This is a genomic window from Flavobacterium crocinum (assembly GCF_003122385.1).
Taxonomy (GTDB): domain Bacteria; phylum Bacteroidota; class Bacteroidia; order Flavobacteriales; family Flavobacteriaceae; genus Flavobacterium; species Flavobacterium crocinum.
In genome coordinates this window covers 3,597,576-3,614,521 of sequence record NZ_CP029255.1, presented here as the reverse complement: position 1 = coordinate 3,614,521, position 16,946 = coordinate 3,597,576, and the positions used below count along the sequence as shown (strand labels likewise).

Annotated in this window: 10 protein-coding genes; 6 read left to right on the top strand and 4 right to left on the bottom strand. The window is 35.2% G+C overall.

Features of this window, described 5'->3' with window-relative positions; all coding sequences use genetic code 11:
- The first annotated feature begins 9 nt into the window (after positions 1–9).
- The 6 genes from HYN56_RS16165 (at position 10) to HYN56_RS16135 (ending at position 11,446) form a co-directional block, all read left to right on the top strand.
- Positions 10–1,365: a RagB/SusD family nutrient uptake outer membrane protein gene (locus tag HYN56_RS16165; protein ID WP_146194600.1), complete on the top strand. Its 1,356-nt coding sequence runs from the start codon at positions 10–12 to the stop codon at positions 1,363–1,365.
- A gap of 12 nt (positions 1,366–1,377) precedes the next feature.
- Complete coding sequence (locus tag HYN56_RS16160; protein WP_109193125.1) at positions 1,378–3,354, top strand: TlpA family protein disulfide reductase; 1,977 nt, start codon at positions 1,378–1,380, stop codon at positions 3,352–3,354.
- A gap of 24 nt (positions 3,355–3,378) precedes the next feature.
- Positions 3,379–5,976, top strand: a complete 2,598-nt coding sequence (locus HYN56_RS16155) for an alpha/beta hydrolase family protein (protein WP_146194599.1) — start codon at positions 3,379–3,381, stop codon at positions 5,974–5,976.
- A 226-nt stretch (positions 5,977–6,202) separates the two neighbouring features.
- A complete protein-coding gene (locus HYN56_RS16150; protein ID WP_109193123.1) occupies positions 6,203–8,998 on the top strand; it encodes a M16 family metallopeptidase in 2,796 nt (931 codons plus the stop codon).
- 989 nt (positions 8,999–9,987) lie between these two features.
- On the top strand, positions 9,988–10,845 hold the full coding sequence (locus HYN56_RS16140) for a helix-turn-helix domain-containing protein (protein WP_109193121.1): 858 nt from the start codon (positions 9,988–9,990) through the stop codon (positions 10,843–10,845).
- A 94-nt stretch (positions 10,846–10,939) separates the two neighbouring features.
- Positions 10,940–11,446, top strand: a complete 507-nt coding sequence (locus HYN56_RS16135; RefSeq protein ID WP_109193120.1) for a hypothetical protein — start codon at positions 10,940–10,942, stop codon at positions 11,444–11,446.
- A 42-nt stretch (positions 11,447–11,488) separates the two neighbouring features.
- Here HYN56_RS16135 and HYN56_RS16130 read toward each other — a convergent pair whose 3' ends face one another.
- The 4 genes from HYN56_RS16130 to HYN56_RS16115 form a co-directional block, all read right to left on the bottom strand.
- The gene (locus HYN56_RS16130) at positions 11,489–11,932 is read right to left on the bottom strand and encodes a hypothetical protein (RefSeq protein ID WP_109193119.1); all 444 of its coding nucleotides are present in this window, start codon (positions 11,930–11,932) and stop codon (positions 11,489–11,491) included.
- Between the two features lie 35 nt (positions 11,933–11,967).
- Positions 11,968–12,270 (bottom strand): hypothetical protein, encoded by a 303-nt coding sequence (locus HYN56_RS16125; RefSeq protein ID WP_109193118.1) that lies wholly within the window; start codon positions 12,268–12,270, stop codon positions 11,968–11,970.
- Between the two features lie 88 nt (positions 12,271–12,358).
- Positions 12,359–13,768, bottom strand: coding sequence for an efflux transporter outer membrane subunit (locus HYN56_RS16120; protein WP_109193117.1), 1,410 nt, complete (start codon positions 13,766–13,768; stop codon positions 12,359–12,361).
- A 2-nt stretch (positions 13,769–13,770) separates the two neighbouring features.
- Positions 13,771–16,926: an efflux RND transporter permease subunit gene (locus HYN56_RS16115; protein WP_109193116.1), complete on the bottom strand. Its 3,156-nt coding sequence runs from the start codon at positions 16,924–16,926 to the stop codon at positions 13,771–13,773.
- Between the last annotated feature and the right edge of the window lie 20 nt (positions 16,927–16,946).

Sequence of the window (16,946 nt, the reverse complement as noted above, 5' to 3'; positions counted from 1 at the left end):
AATAGACTTATGAAATTTCTTAAATCCACTATATATATATTGCTTCCGCTACTTTTATTAAACTCATGTAGAGATTATGTTGAAGTAGAGCCAGTTGGAAACAACAGAGTTTTAAAATACACTTCTGATTACAGAGGCCTGGCTAATAATTATACAAACTTGACAGCATCCGGAGGAATTTACCTTTTAGCAAATGCTGATGTCGAATTTCCAACAACATATCAAAATGGAGTTAATACCATTTGGGCTAACAGTTATACTTGGCAGGACAGAATTTATGATCCTTCACAAGGCGATTCAGACTGGATAGGATTATATAAAACAGTATATTACAGTAATGTAATTCTAGAGGGGGTAATGGCTAGTGAAAAAGGAACCGAAGCAGAAAAAAAAGAAATCTATGCTGAAGCTTTTGTTCACAGAGCATTCGCTTATTTACAACTGGTAAACACTTATGGACCGCAGTTTGATCCGACTTCTGCTAATTCAGAAAAAGCAGTTCCGCTATTATTAAAACCTGAATTGTTTTCATCTCTGGACAGAAGTACAGTTGGGCAAGTTTACGATCAGATTATAGCTGATTTAAAAAGCGCGTTGGAAAATAATATTCAGGATTCTCCGGATTTCAATGTATTACCATCTAAAAGAGCTGTTTACGCGTTGCTTGCCAGAACCTATCTATTAATGGGACAATATAATTTAAGTCTTGAAAATGCAGAAAAAGCGCTGCAAATGCAAAATGGCTTAATTGATTTTAAATCATTAGCCACAGCATATAGCTACCCTGTTTTGATTCAGAATCCTGAGGTTATATTTTCAAAAACGTTGCTTTTTGGTTATAACGGTGCACCATTATCAACAGAACTTTTAAATAGTTTTGGAACTGATGATTTACGCTACAATTATTATACTGTTCCTGGAACCAGCTTCTATCCTACTTTCACAGGAAGAGCTTATGCGATGAATACTTATAGCCCCACAAACGGAATTAATGTTGGTGTCTCTGTTCCTGAAATGTATTTAATTGCAGCGGAATGTTACGCAAGATCTGGAAAAATTACTGAAGCAGTTAATTATCTAAATATTCTTAGAGCAAAACGTTTTAAATCGGGAACAGCGTATACTGTTAGCGCGACAACAAACAAAGAGGCTTTAGATTTAGTTTTAACAGAAAGACAAAAAGAATTAATCGGAAGAGGATTCCGCTGGTTCGATCAAAGAAGATTAAATCTGGATCCTGCCTATCAAAAAACATATACCCGAGTTTTTAAAGGACAAACTTATACTCTTGCACCAAACAGTGACGGTTATGTATTCCCAATCAATCAAAATTATATCGATCTAAACCCTGAGTTAGGGAAATAAAAAAAACGTACAATGTTTACAAAAATTAAAAATATCAAATTATTGGTATTGGCGTTCTGCGCCTTTACCTTACAGGTTACCAGTCAGGAAGTTAAATCCAGGTTACAAGGAATGGTGGACATTCCGATTCCTGGAGCATCTTTCAGCATGACGTATGATCCAAAAGGCGGACCATTAGAAAACGTGAAAAATATCAGCGGTTATGCTTATGTTTTCAATGATTACAGATGGGAAATTGAAGACCTTAAAATGAAAAAAAATGGCGCTGTTTACAGCGCCGATTTTACAGTTCCAAAAAACTGTGCTTTTATGGCTTTCAAATTCTACGGTAATACCGAAAATGGATTAGTTACCGATACTAATCAGGATACAGGATATATGCTGGTGGCTTTTAAAGAACCAAAAGTAAAAATGCCGGGTGCAGATTTAGCTTGGGCAACTTTTAGAAACAAAGACTTTAACGGTCAGTTTGGCGGTTACTTCAAAGATTTTTCTATTGATGGAGATGCTACAGAATATTGGCTTAAAAAAGAAGTAAAAGATCATGGAGACCGATTTCCTGAGTTTTTTGACACGTACTTCGATGTATTGAAAAAACAAAAACCTGAAAAGTTTCAGGAATTGGGAAGCAAATTTTTAGCCGACTTTACAAAGAATATGAAGGGACTTCCTGAAGAAGTGTACACAAAAGTGCACCACATTTATTTGTTCGATTTAAAAAATAAAACAAAGGCAGATTCTCTTGAAGCAGTAATCGAAAAACAATTTCCCAAAGGAAGCCATGTAAGATTCAAAGCGTACCAAAAAATTATGCCAACTGCAGATGCAACGGAAAGAAACAAAATAATGAACCAGTTTTTAGCTGATTTCCCTAACAATTCAGAAGTACCGCCACATCAAAAATATTTTTACGATAACATAGTAAAAATACAGTTTGGCTACTATTTCGAAACGAAAGATTACAAAAGTATTTTAGCTATAATTCCAACAATGAATTTTGCTAATTTAAATGATGCTTACCACCAGAATATTTCGAAAGCATTATACTTAAAAGTAGTTGATCCTGCCATAATCGAAACTATGGCAGTGCCAATGATTGAGCAGATGCAGCAAAAAGTAAACGACATGTCTTATATGTCCGAACTTTACTGGTCGCCAAATCAGGCAACAGAAAATGCAAAAACGCAGCTTAATAACGAATTGGTAATTCAGATTCGTATGTACGATATTTTGAAAAAGTATAAAGAAGTTTTGGAAACATTTGCTTTACTGCCATTTGAAAAACGTTACGAAAAAGCAAGTATCAACGATATTCACATCAAAGCTTTAGAGGCATTCAACAAACCAATTATTGAAGTTTTGAAAAATGCGGCAAGAGCCAATACTCTATCAGAAGGTGCAACAGCTAAACTAAAAGAAATCTTTTTAAAAGAAGGCAAAAAAGAAGCTGATTTCCCTGCTTATTTAGAGCAATTGAAAAAAGAAAAGAAAGCGGAAGAAAAAATCGCCCTGATTGACATCGCTGCTCCTGCAATTAAAGTGCAATCAGCTGACGGAAAAACTAAAGATTTGGCTTTAAACAGCGGTAAAATTATCGTAATTGATTTCTGGGCAACCTGGTGCGGGCCTTGTAAAAAAGCATTTCCGGCTATGCAGCAATTGGTAAACAACTTCAAAGAAGACAAACAAGTTGAAATTTATTTTATCAGCACTCAGGAAACGAAAGAAGGCTACAAAAAAGAAGCTTTGGCTTATCTAAAAGAAAAAGGATTAAAAATCAATACCCACTTTGATTTAGTCAAAAAAGGAGGTGGTACAAACAATGCTTCTTTCAGCCAATATGCTAAAATTTTTAATTCAAGCGGTATCCCTAGAAAAGTAGTGATCAAAGATGGAAAAATCCGTTTTACATCTGAAGGATATTCTGGAAATCCAGGACAATTAGTGGACGAACTTACCAACGTTATCAATACTTTGAAAAACGAATAATTGCTTTTTGAAAATCAAAAAAATATGAAAAAAATAGTTTTACTATGTACACTCGCTTTGAGTGTACATAGTTTATCTGCACAGAAAAAAGCAGTAGACGAATCGGCTTACCAATCCTGGCAAAGAATCAACAGCAAAGCTTTATCATATAACGGAAAATGGATGTCTTACAGCACCGTTTTTCAGGATGAGGAAAAAGAAAACAAAAAACAGATCTTTATTCAGGAAACTCCAAAGGGAAAACGTTTGGTTTTAAATGACATTAATGATTTAAAATTCATCGGAAAAAAAGACTGGATTCAGTACAGTAAAAATGATAGTACGCTTTTGCAAAATTTAAAAACAGGAGTTAAAAAACTTTGGAAAAGCAAGCATTACACCAATCCACTTGAAGGAACCGACTTCTTATATTACACTCGTCCTGAATCACCAAAAGGAGCAATCTTTTTACAGCGTTTGGTTTGTTATAATTTAGAAAGCAACGACAGTACTTTTGTAAACAATATCAAATCTTCTCGTTTTTTAAAAAACAAATCGATTGTTTATGTGCAAATTGAAAAAGATCAGGTTTTTCTAAAACACGGAGCAATTGGCGGAAAACAAGAAACTATTTACAGCGGAAAAGCTTCTGATTTTGGCGATTTTCAATTAAATGATAAAGAAAACGGCGGTAGTTTTACTTTAAAAGGAAACAACAGCTCCGATTTTAATATCGTTTATTATTTTAATCTGAATAACAATTCAACCAAAGTCGTATTCAATTATGATGAAATTGCTCTAAACGATTCTAATTTTTCGATTTCAAAAACGGCTTATGGTTTAAACGAAAATACTCGTTTTATTACGTTATTAGTAAACTCAAATAAACGTCCTGAAAATACTCAGATTGCAAAATCAAATGTAGAAATTTGGAGATCCAATCAGGGAACTATGGAACGCAGACAGGAACTTTTGAGAAGTTCTAAAACGCTTCCGAGCGAACAGAAATTCATTTATGATATCCAAGACAAAAAAGTGATTAAAGTTGCGTCAACAGGCGAATTTGATCAGGTTTTAATTCCGGAATCCGGAAATTACAAAGGTGTTTTTGCGATTGATAAAAAACCGTATGCAGTAGAAACCGACTGGACTTTTAACGAACGCAACGATATATATTGGATTGATGCCACAACAGGAAAATCGACCAAAGTACTGACTGGCGTTTTTGGAAATCCAACTTGGAATCCACAGGGAAGTTTTGCTGTTTATTATGACGAAAAAGAAAAAGTATGGACTGTTTTTGACCCTGCTTCTATGCAGTTTAAAAACATCAGTTCACAGATTCCTTTCCCAATTTCAGATGATAATGTAGACATGAAATCGGCTAATACAGCTTATGGAATTGCGGGCTGGTTAAACAACGGAAATACAGTTGTTTTGTATGATCAGTTTGATTTGTGGGCTATTGATCTTACGAATCAAAAAAAGGCTTATTCGCTGACACAAGGTTACGGAAGAAAAAACAAAGTGGAACTTCGATACGGAGAACAAGGTTTTATAGGCAATTTGGATCAGAAAAAAACAGTTACTTTAGTTGGTTTTGATTTCGATCACAAATCCAACGGAGTTTTCCAATTAAATAACAATAATTCGGTAGCAAAAATATTTGCAAATCCAGATTATAGCGTACGAATTGAAGCCGTTTCCGGAGATAATTCAAGTGTTTTATTTTCAAAATCAAGCTACACCATTTTCCCGGATTTATGGTGGGGAACTTCTACTTTTGGATCACAATCTAAAATGACAGATATTAATCCACAACAGAAAGACTATGCTTGGGGAACTGCAAAAGTATTGACCTGGAAAAGCTTTAACGGAAAAGAAAATCAAGGAAACTTATATCTTCCGGACCATTACGACAGCAAAAAAACATATCCTGTAATTGTTCATTTTTATGAAAAACACACTACAGATTTTACTACCTATCAACAACCGGAAGTAAGTTCTTCGAATATTAATATTCCAAGTTATTTAAGTCAAGGTTATATCGTTTTTCAACCAGACGTGCATTATGTTTACGGCGATGTCGGCAATAGTGTTTACAACGATGTTATGAGCGGTGTTGAATATTTAATCGCAAACGGTATTACTGAAAAAGGTAAAATCGGAATTCAGGGACATAGTTTTGGCGGTTACGAAACTTCTTTCTTAACCACTAAAACAGATCTTTTCACTTGTGCAATTGTAGGTTCAGGCGTAAGCAACTTTACTGCCAACTATCCTGTTATGAGATCGAATGGTATTTCGACCATGTTTAAATACGAAGCCGATCAATACCGTATGGGAAGTTCAATGCATGATAATTTGGACGGATACATCAAAAATTCGCCTTTATTTTCTGCGAAAAACATCAAAACACCAATTTTGATTTTCCATAATGATAATGACCGCGCAGTTCCTTATCAGGAAGGACAATCTTTATTCTTTGCGCTTCGCCGCTTAGGAAAACCTGCTTTGTTGGTCAACTACAAAAAAGAAGGACATACTTTAGACGATACCGCCAACAGAAAAGACTGGACACTCAAAATGCAACAGTATTTTGATTACTACTTAAAAGGTGCAGCAAAACCAGACTGGATGTAATTTAACACTTAAAAATTAGACGCGGATTTTACTGATTCGCTATCGCGAAGACACGGATAAAACGGATTTTTTTTAAATCTGTGTAAATCCGCGTTTTCGCAAGGCGAATCAGTTTTATCCGTGTTCCATCACAACTGTTTTTGAATATTTTCAAATGAACAGCAGGGACTTCTTATACCCTATTCCAACTAAAATTCAATCAAAAAAAGAACAATAACGATCAAAAATGAAAGTAAAATTAATTTTAGCACATTTTCTTCTCTTGGGTTTAACTCAGGTTTCGGCGCAGTTTAAAACTACTTTTCCATTGCCCAAAGAAGTGGCACACGGAACGCTTCCTAACGGAATGCAATACTTTATCCTTCACAACGAATGGCCAAAAGACAGAGCCGATTTTTATTTCGTACAAAATGTTGGAGCCATTTTGGAAAATGATGATCAGGACGGATTAGCGCATTTTCTGGAACACATGGCTTTTAACGGGACAGAACACTTTAAAGGAAAAGGAATCATCAATATGTTGGAAAAGCAAGGTGTTTCTTTCGGAAAAGACATCAATGCTTACACCGCTTATGACGAAACCGTTTACAACATCAGTAATGTTCCGGCTGACAACAAAACTTTATTAGATTCTTGCATGTATGTATTACATGATTGGTCAGGTTCTCTGCTTTTAGCAAATAATGAAATTGATGCAGAAAGAGGCGTTATTCGTGAAGAATGGCGCACCAGAAGAAATGCAGATTACAGAGCAGGAGAAAAAATTGACAAAGTAGTTTTTCAAGGTTCTAAATATGCAAAACGAAATGTAATTGGAGATTTGAATGTTATCAATAATTTCAAATATCAGGTTTTAAGAGATTATTATAAAAAATGGTATCAACCACAAAATCAGGCTGTCGTGATTGTCGGGGATATCGATGTGGTTTCAATTGAGAAAAGGGTTAAAGAGATTTTCGGTTCGATACCTACTCCAAAGAAAATCAACAAAAGAGAATACGAAAAAATTCCGGTACAAAAAGAAAACCGTTATGTTCTCGCAACGGATAAAGAATTACAGCGTTCGGGGATTTCACTTTCGTACACTATTCCAAAACCTTTGGTGCAAGATGAAGCTGAAATGACCAAAAGCATGCAGGAAAGTCTTGCGATGCAGTTAATGAATACTCGTTTTGGAGAATACATCATCAACAATGAAACGGCTGGTTTATCTTTTGGAGTTTCAAACAATAATCTTTCCAGATTAGACAGTAAATTTTCATTGAATATCACACCTAAAAAAGGCAAATTTTTAGAAGCTTTTTCAGAAGCCTACAAAGAATATGAAAGAGCCATTCAAAACGGATTTACACAACAGGAACTAGATCGTTTGAAAACCAAAATGCGCAGCAGTTATGACAATCGTCTGGCAAATAAAGACAAAATCAGCAACGGATCCTGGGCAGAACAATTTCAAATGTATTTCTTAGAAGCCAATCCCGTTATGACAATGGATGAGGAATACAAATGGATGAACAGTTTCTTAGATAAAGTAACATTACAACAAATTAATACTGCTTTTAGAGCTTTGGAACCAAAACAAAACTTAATCTTATCGGTTTCTGCTCCGGAAGATGCTGCAACGAAATTTCCTGAAGCAAACGACTATTGGAATGCGATGAAAACCATTTCAAACAGCAAATTAGAACCTTACAAAGAAGAAGAATTAACGGCTTCTTTAGTGAAAGATGATTTGAAGGAAAAGGCAATTGCAAAAACAAGCGACATTAAAGCATTCGCGAATGCGAAACAATATACTTTGGCAAACGGAGCAAAAGTGATTATTTATCCAACAACCTTAAGCAAAGACCAGATTTTGTTTTCTGCTTACAGTGCAGGAGGAAATTCCTTAGCTGAGTGGCAGGATCTTCCTTCAACACAAATTGCAACGGCTGTAGCGTCTTATTCTGGTTTAGGCGATTATAAGTTTACCGATTTAAAAAAGAAACTGGCTGGTCAAACGGCTAGTGTGAGTCCGTATATTGGAGCTTTGTACGAAGGTTTTAACGGAAGCAGTAACAAAGAATCTTTAACGACTTTATTGCAGCTGACTTATCTTTATTTCCAGCATCCGAGATTTGATGCGAATACTTTTGATAAAATCAAAGAACAGTACCAAAACAAACTGAATAATGCTCACAACAGCAACGAAAAAGCGTTAAGCGATACGATTTCGGTTTTAAACACCAATTACAGCAAACGCAATTGGTTATTGAATCAGGATTTCATCAATGCTTTTGATCTGAATAAAGCGAAGAAATTCTATACCGAACGTTTTTCTAATGCAGGAGATTTTACTTTCTTATTTGTTGGAAATATTTCAGAAAAAGACATCGCTTTAATTAATACCTATTTAGGAAATCTTCCGTCAACTCAACAAATAGAAAAATATGTTGATCATAAAATTTTTATGAAAGACGGAAAAACGGACAAAACAATCTTCAGAACAATGGATACGCCAAAAACAACGGTTTATCTTCATTTGGAAAACAAAGACGTAACCTATTCTAAAAAGAACAAAATCTTAAGTTATATGGTTTCAGAATGGCTGACCAAACGTTATCTGGAAACCATTCGTGAAGAAGAAGGCGGCAGTTACGGTGTTCAGGTTGGAGCAAACTTATCACAGTCTCCTACTCCATTATTTTCATTAGAAATCAATTTTGACTGTAATCCAGATAAAGCAGATGCATTGGTAAAAATTGTTCATACAGAACTAACAAGAGTACAAACAGAAAACATTCCTGCGAATATGCTGGAAGACATTAAACAATCTATAATCAAAAATCATCAGGAACAAATTAAAGAGAATAGTTACTGGCTGAGTGCGTTGACTTCTTATGTTCGTAATGACGAAACACCTCTTGATATTGAACTTCTTAAAAATACACTAAGCACCATTACTGCAAAAGATTTAAAAGAATTTACAGTAAATGCTTTGAAAAAATCCAACAGCGTACAAGTGCTTATGAAAGCAAAGTAAGAATCAATTTTAAATCCATTTTTAGTTTCAGGGTTTAAAATATTCTTATCGATTTTTTTATTTTTTTTATTTTAATTAGTTTTTAAAGGCTGTCCACAAGACAGCCTTTATTGCTTTTACACAATACTTTAATGAGCTTTATTGAAATGCTTTGTAAACTATGAATCGAACCTACGGCTCTTTATATTTGGGACATAATTTGTTTTAACTGGATTAAAATCCAGCCCTACAAAATGGTTCGAGCCTAAAGGCTCTTTATGTATCTATTTAAAATCTAATTGAATGGTTTAATCAAATTCAGTAGGAATGAAAAAAATAGTGTAGCAACTTTAATCATTTACATTTATCACTAATTAAAATTTATCATTTCTAATTCCAATCATCATTCCGTAGGAATGTTTCGTTGGTAGAAAAAAATATAGACATCCCAGATTTTCGTTCCGTAGGAACGTTTAATTTATACGTTTTTTTACAAAATTTCAAACGTTCCTACGGAACGTAAAACAATCATCACCATCATTTATTCTACCGATGAAATGTTCCTACGGAACAAATGATCGTAAAAACAAACTGGCTTTTGTGGAAATGAATTCCGTAGGAATGGAAAAATATTGTAACAACTGCAAAATATGTATCGAACCTACGGCTCTTTATATTTGGGACATACTTTGTTTTAACTGGATTAAAATCCAGCCCTACAAAATGGCTCGAGCCTAACGGCTCTTTTAGATTCTTAATTAAAAACTGGAAAACTATTTAACCAAATTCCGTAGATTGGAAAATATGGTAACGGTGGAATCCATTGAAATGAATTATCCAAAATCAAAAGAATTCCGTAGGAATGAACAATATTGTAGCAACGGATTTCAATCCGTTGAAATAAATTGAACGCAATCAAATGAGTTCCATCGGAACGGCTCATTTCTCCATAAAACACGTAATTTTCCTTATATTTGAGAAATTAAACTTCCAAAAAAGCTCCATAGAAAATGAGCAAAATCGATACTTATTCACTCGAGCATCATAAAAGTCTGTTTACAGACGAAAATGATCACAAAGATTATTTTTATGTACAGATCGAAGAACATCCGTACATTGATATTCCGTATCGGGCTGAAAGTTATGCCATTGAATTTCTAAAAAAAGGTAGCATTGTATTACAGACGCGATTGGATAAAATTGTAATTGAAGCTCCGGCAATGCTCGCACTTGGGCCAAATGTGATTCGAAGTTTCAGCAAAAACAGCGAGGAAATTTTAATGGATATTATCTTTTTTAAACCAAAGTTTTTTCTCGAAACCCAAACGAATGTCTTTTTTCTTTCTCAATATGATTTTTTCGAAAACAGCGAAATGCATGTATTTCCTTTGGAGAAAAAAAACAGAACCAAATTCGAACAACTTTTTAGTTTAATTCAGGAAAATCTTCGAACAGATCATTTTCATCAGGCTTCTATTCTTCGAAGTTATTTGTATGTTTTGATATTCGAACTGGATTCGATGAAACAAAATCTGCCGCAAAAGGAAAGTCAGAATCCGCTGTTTGAAAGATTTAAAGAACTTTTGGTAAAAGATTTTATCCAACATCGTTCTCCGTCGTATTATGCAGAAAACCTAAATGTGACACGAAAATACCTTTCAGAAGTGATTAAAAACAACAGCGGTAAAACGACTCGTGAATGGATTGACGAAATGATTATTTTAGAAGCCAAAGTACTGCTTCAGAATAAATCTTTAACCATTAATCAAATAAGCGATACTTTACATTTTTCCAACCAGTCTGTTTTTGGAAAATTCTTTAAAAATTATACACAAATTTCTCCTTTAGAATATCGAAACAGTATCTAGAAAACCGACTTTCTGACCAACATTTCAGACTTCTTTCCCTTTTCTTACCAAACAAATAACCGCAGCTTTGTATGGAAATTCAATACCTGAAAACATGTCTAAAAAAGCACAATTTGTAGTTATAATACTGGATACAGCTACCGATATGGAAGCTAAAGCCAAAAAATTCTACTCTGATTTATTTCTTTCGAAAATTATCGGAGAACAATATGTTTCTGAATATCTTTCTATTCCGGAACTTTTTAAAGTCCAAAATGATTTTAATATAGAAGTTTTAAGGATTCATGAAAATGAAATTCCGTCTTCTTTTCTTCAATTGAATTCCAACCGAATATTTAATGAAAAAATCGAAGCTTCAAAACCAATCTGCATTGAACATATCGTACATTTTAGTGCTGAAGAAATTCAGCTTCTTTTTAATCGCGTTGAAGAAATCGCCAGACAAAGAAAACACGATTTTATTTGGGTAAAAATCTTTGAATCTGACTTGATTTTGAGAGAAAATTTAATTGAAATGGGATATTCAGCATTTAATTATTCTGGAACTGTAGCTGAAAATCTTCCTGCAAAACAACTGTTTTTAAAAAAGGAAATCAATTAAATAAAAAAACCTGCTGAATGTGATTAATTTCAGCAGGTTATATTATTCTTCCATTGCCATTAATTCTAATTTGGCTGTAATGATTGCCAGATTATCTTCTAAAGAAATACGTCCGTCTCGCCATTCTTTTTTATCCGATTCTCTTGAAACTCTAAAAATAAAATCGCCTGTAAAAACATATTCTGTAGTTTCTCTTAAACCGTTTGCTGTAATTCGTTTTAAAGCTTCTCTTAAATCTACTTTAATTTCAATTCCGTTGCTGAAAAAAACAGTATCAAAACCGTCTTCACTTTTTCCAAATTTATGACCACGGTATTCTATCAATTTTATAAAAGCATCCATAAATAGCAAAGCCCTGTTTACACTATCAACAGAAACATTTAAGTCCAAAACTTTAGATTTAGGTTCATAAATTCCATCGTTTAAGGCTTTGTTAATCCAATGCTTTTCTGTTGCTGTTACAATAGCAACAGGCTTTTTCAGCATTTTAGGAACTTGCAAAGGTGCGTTCTCATCACTTTTTATTTTCCAGCCAGTTCTTGCAAAGGTGTTGGTTTGGAAGCAGTTCTAAACTGCATCTCGTATCTTTTTTTTAAAATACTGATTTCATTGTGTACTTTATAATTGAAAGCCAATTTTGGAATATTCATACGTTTGTATTCCGGCCTAGTCCAATGTTTGTTTTTGGGCAGCGGAATTTCCAGTTTAGCACAGGCATTTTTTATTCCCATCGTAGAAATTTCATAGTGTTTTGCAATTTGTACAAGTGGGAACTTCCAAACTAAACCATAAAGTTCTGAACGGGTAAAAGTAATTTTGTCCATTTCACTAATTCAAAATCAATTAAAATACAAATTCACCACCTCTGAAGTTTCCTTACAGTGATGGCGAATTGTAATAAATCAGGAGTTTTTACTCTACTCCGCCTCCTAAGGCGCGATAAAGATTAATGGCTGCATTTAGTTTTTCGAGTTTTATAGTTACCACATCCAAATCATTTTGAAGTGAACTATTCTGAGCCGTTATGACTTCTAAATAATTGGCCATACCACTTTTGTAAAGTAAAGATGCATCAGAAGTGGCTTTGTCCAGAGATTGTGCTTTTTCTTTGGCTAAAACAATTCTTTCATCAGTATATTTCAGTCTCGACATCGCATCGTTTACTTCTCCGACAGCTGTTATAAAAGACTGTTTAAACTGAACTTCTGCTTTTTCCTGCTCTAAAACTGCTACTTTGTAAGCTGTACTCAATGCTTTTTTTCTAAAAATTGGCTGAGCAAGGTTTGCAGCGATATTTTTGGTGACCGATCCCGGAAAATCAAACCATTTATCAAATTCAAATGAATTCACTCCAATTGACGGATTTAAGCTTAAAGTCGGATACATGGCTGCTTTTGCCAAGCCCGTTTTTGCTGTTGCAGACATTACCGCATATTCGCTGGCTTTTACATCTGGTCTTCGGCTTAAAAGTGAAACCGGAATTCCTGTTGGAAACACTACATTTATTTCTGCAGCATCAATATTTCCGGCACGTTCTATACTGTTTGGATATTCACCGCATAAAATCTGTAAAGCATTTTCCTGAACGGCAATATTCGCTTTCGCTAATGGTACTAATAATTCAGCCGTTTTTTTCTGAGCTTCCGTTTGGTTTACAGCCAAAGAACTAATAGATCCCGAATTGTACTGCAATTTCATCATATCTAAAGTACTTGTGCTCAATTCGATGTTTTTCTCTGCAATTTTCAGCTGTTCATCCAAACCTAAAAGATTATAATAAGCTTGTGCTACCTGAACAATAATTCGGGTTTTTAATGCCGAAAGGTTTTCTTTCTGAGCAAAATAAGCTGCTTTTGCATCACGTTTCTGCATGGCTGCTTTTCCCCAAATATCTACTTCCCAAGACATACGAAGGTTAGCGCTGTAATCGTCCATATAATCTTTCCCGATAAACTGAGCACTTAACGAGCCGTTTAAAGAGTTTTTGGATTGATAAGCGCGGCTGGCTCCTGCATCAAAATCAAGTGTTGGAAGTAAGGACAACTTGGCTTGTTTGTAACTAAGGTCAAGTTGTTCCATACTTTTCATTGCAATAAGCACCTCGTTGTTTTTAACGAGGGCTTTTTCAATCAAATTAACCAACAAAGGATCTTTATAATAGCTTTTCCACGGAAGTAAAATCGTATCTCCGGTAACCGCAATTTCTTCACGGTATTTTTCCGGAGCTTTTAAATCTTCACGGGAATATTTTTTTCCTACCACACACGATGTCATGATCGTTCCGATAAGTAAAACAATTCCAATCTTATATAGTATTTTCATTATTATTCTTTTATAGTTTGAACTTGTGCTGCAATCTTCTTTCCAGATACTTTTTCTTGTAAATACTGGAACACAATAAACAGCAGCGGAATTACAAAAATTCCCAAAATAACACCGCTTAACATTCCTACAGCTGCGCTGACACTAATAGATCGGTTACCAACTGCAGTTCCTCCCGAAGCAAACATCAACGGAATCATTCCGACAATAAAGGCCAATGAAGTCATGATAATTGGTCGTAACCTTGATCTTGCCCCCTCAATCGCGGCTTCGACAATGCTTAATCCGGCTAAACGTCTTTGAAGCGCAAATTCCACAATCAAAATGGCATTTTTAGCGAGCAATCCAACGAGCATGATTAAACCAACCTGAACGTAAATGTTATTATCCAAACCAACGGCTTTAACTCCGGCAAATGCACCTAAAATACCTGCCGGAATAGAAAGCAATACTGCTAATGGCAATAAGTAACTTTCGTATTGTGCTGCCAGTAAAAAGAATACAAACAAGAGACATAATCCGAAAATGGCAACCGTTTGGTTTCCTCCGGCTTTTTCTTCCAAACTTAAACCTGTCCATTCGTAACTATAATCAGCCGGAAGTTTGTCTAACATGGTTTCTAAATTCCCCATAATCTGACCATTACTGTAACCCGGTAATGCCATTGCTGTAATATTAACAGAATTATAAAGGTTATATCGGTTTACCGATTCCGGACCGTATACTTTATGGAATTTCACGATTGATTTTACAGGAACCATCTGCATTTCATTATTTCGAACAAAAATTTCGTTAAACGCATCCTGATCCATTCTAAAAATTCCGTCTGCTTTTACATTCACTCTGTAAAACTTACCAAATCGGGTAAAATCTGACGACTGATCTCCGGCAAAATACGTTTGGATATTACCTAAAAGTTCTTTGATATTTACTCCCATTTGACGGGCTTTATCTTCATCAACTTCTAATTCCAATTGTGGATAATCGGCTCTAAAAGTAGTATAGGCATACTGCACTCCCGGCTGCTGCATAATTTGTCCTATTACTTTATCCGACATTGCTTTTAAAGCTTCCGGACTTCTCGCCATTCTGTCTTGTAACACAATTTCGGCACCACTCGTTACACCAAATCCTTCAACAGGAGGCATTCTGAAAACCATGATTGAACCTTCTTTGATTTTAGCTAATTTGCCGTTTACGATATTCATGATTTCTTCAATATCCTTTACAGGGCCTCTTACTTTTTTAGGTTTTAATTTGATAAATCCTAAACCGTAAGCCGTACTCGCACTGTTGCTTAATATGTTGAAACCGGTAATACTGGTATTAACATCAATAGCTTCAATTCCGGATAATTCTTTTTCCATTCTTTGAATTACAGCGGTTGTTCTGTCCAAAGCTGTTCCTGGTGGCATTGATAAACTGTACACCATAAATCCGTCATCTTCTAACGGAACGAAACTTTTTGGAGTAGACATCATCATGTAAACCGCTAAAGCTGATATTCCTGTAACCAATCCTGCTGCAATCCATTTTCTTCCAATAAGGAAACGAACCCCTTTAATGTATCTTCCTGTTAAGTTGTTGAAACTCGTATTAAAACCAACGAAAAATCGGTCCTTAAAACTCGTTTTATGGTCATGATTGCCATGTTTATCTCCGTGATTCTTTAGCAAAAGCGCACATAATGCAGGAGTTAACGTCAGGGCATTTACAGCCGAAATAATAATCGCAATAGCTAATGTATAAGCAAATTGTTTGTAGAAAATCCCCGAAGATCCGGTCATAAATCCAATTGGAATAAATACCGCCGACATCACCAAAGTGATCGAAATAACCGCTCCTGTAATTTCTGCCATTGCGCCGTGAGTAGCTTCTTTAGCCGAAATTCCTTCGTCTTCTTCCATTTTACTGTGAACGGCTTCGACGACCACAATCGCATCATCGACCACAATTCCAATGGCCAGTACCAAAGCAAAAAGCGTTAAAATATTAATGGTGAATCCAAAAACCAATAAAAAGAAAAACGTTCCCACAATGGCTACCGGCACTGCAATTGCTGGAATAATCGTTGAGCGAATGTCCTGAAGGAATATAAATACGACAATAAATACCAGAATAAAAGCTTCAAACAAAGTCGACTTTACCTGTCCTGTTGCTTCGTCCAATCTTTCTTTGGTACTCATTACATTAACGTATTTAATACCCGGAGGAAAAGATTTAGATAATCTTTCCACTTCTTTGTTGATTCCGATTTCAATATCGTTTGCATTGGAACCCGAAGTCTGTAAAATTGCCATCGTAACCGCATTTTTACTATTCGATTTGTTGTCTCCGCTATAAGAAATTGAACCAAATTCAACTCTCGCAACATCTTTTAATCTTAGAACATTACTTCCGTTATTTTTAACCACAATATTTTCATACTGTTCCGGTTTGTTCTTTTTTCCTTTGTAACGAATTACATATTCTAAAGCTGCTTTTGATTCTTCTCCCAATTTCCCTGGAGCCGATTCTAAACTTTGTTCTGCAATCGCCTGTGTCACATCTGAAGGAACTAAACCTGCATTCGCCATTTTTCGAGGATCCAGCCAGATACGCATCGAATAATCTTTCTGACCAAAAATTTGAACCTGTCCAACACCTGGAACACGTTTCATCTGTGGTACAAGATTGATATTCGCATAATTCTGTAAAAACAGCTCGTCATATTTGCTATTATCATCTGTATATAAGTTGAAAATAACGATCATGCTATTCTGCTGCTTGGAAGTCGTAAGTCCCATACGAACTACTTCCTGAGGCAGTTTCGGTGTTGCCTGCTGTACTCTGTTCTGCACGTTTACCGCAGCCTGATCCGGATCTATACCCTGCTTAAAAATAACGCTGATTGAAAAAGATCCGTCATTACTCGCAGTCGATTTAATGTACTGCATATTCTCAACTCCGTTAATCTGTTCTTCCAATGGCGTAACCACCGAACGAATAACGGTTTCACTGTTTCCTCCCGGATAGGAACCGCTCACCATAACCGTTGGAGGCGAAATATCTGGAAATCTTGTTACCGATAATCTTGTAAGACCAATGATCCCCAATATTACCAGTACAATAGAGATAACTGTGGCCAATACCGGCCTGTCTATTATATTTTTTAACATGGAAAATGTTATTTATATTA

Coding starts and splice junctions, on each gene's coding strand:
- HYN56_RS16165 (WP_146194600.1), top strand. CDS start 10: ATGAAATTTCTTAAATCCACTATATATATATTGCTTCCGCTACTTTTA.
- HYN56_RS16155 (WP_146194599.1), top strand. CDS start 3,379: ATGAAAAAAATAGTTTTACTATGTACACTCGCTTTGAGTGTACATAGT.
- HYN56_RS16135 (WP_109193120.1), top strand. CDS start 10,940: ATGTCTAAAAAAGCACAATTTGTAGTTATAATACTGGATACAGCTACC.
- HYN56_RS16125 (WP_109193118.1), bottom strand. CDS start 12,270: ATGGACAAAATTACTTTTACCCGTTCAGAACTTTATGGTTTAGTTTGG.
- HYN56_RS16120 (WP_109193117.1), bottom strand. CDS start 13,768: ATGAAAATACTATATAAGATTGGAATTGTTTTACTTATCGGAACGATC.
- HYN56_RS16160 (WP_109193125.1), top strand. CDS start 1,378: ATGTTTACAAAAATTAAAAATATCAAATTATTGGTATTGGCGTTCTGC.
- HYN56_RS16130 (WP_109193119.1), bottom strand. CDS start 11,932: ATGCTGAAAAAGCCTGTTGCTATTGTAACAGCAACAGAAAAGCATTGG.
- HYN56_RS16115 (WP_109193116.1), bottom strand. CDS start 16,926: ATGTTAAAAAATATAATAGACAGGCCGGTATTGGCCACAGTTATCTCT.
- HYN56_RS16150 (WP_109193123.1), top strand. CDS start 6,203: ATGAAAGTAAAATTAATTTTAGCACATTTTCTTCTCTTGGGTTTAACT.
- HYN56_RS16140 (WP_109193121.1), top strand. CDS start 9,988: ATGAGCAAAATCGATACTTATTCACTCGAGCATCATAAAAGTCTGTTT.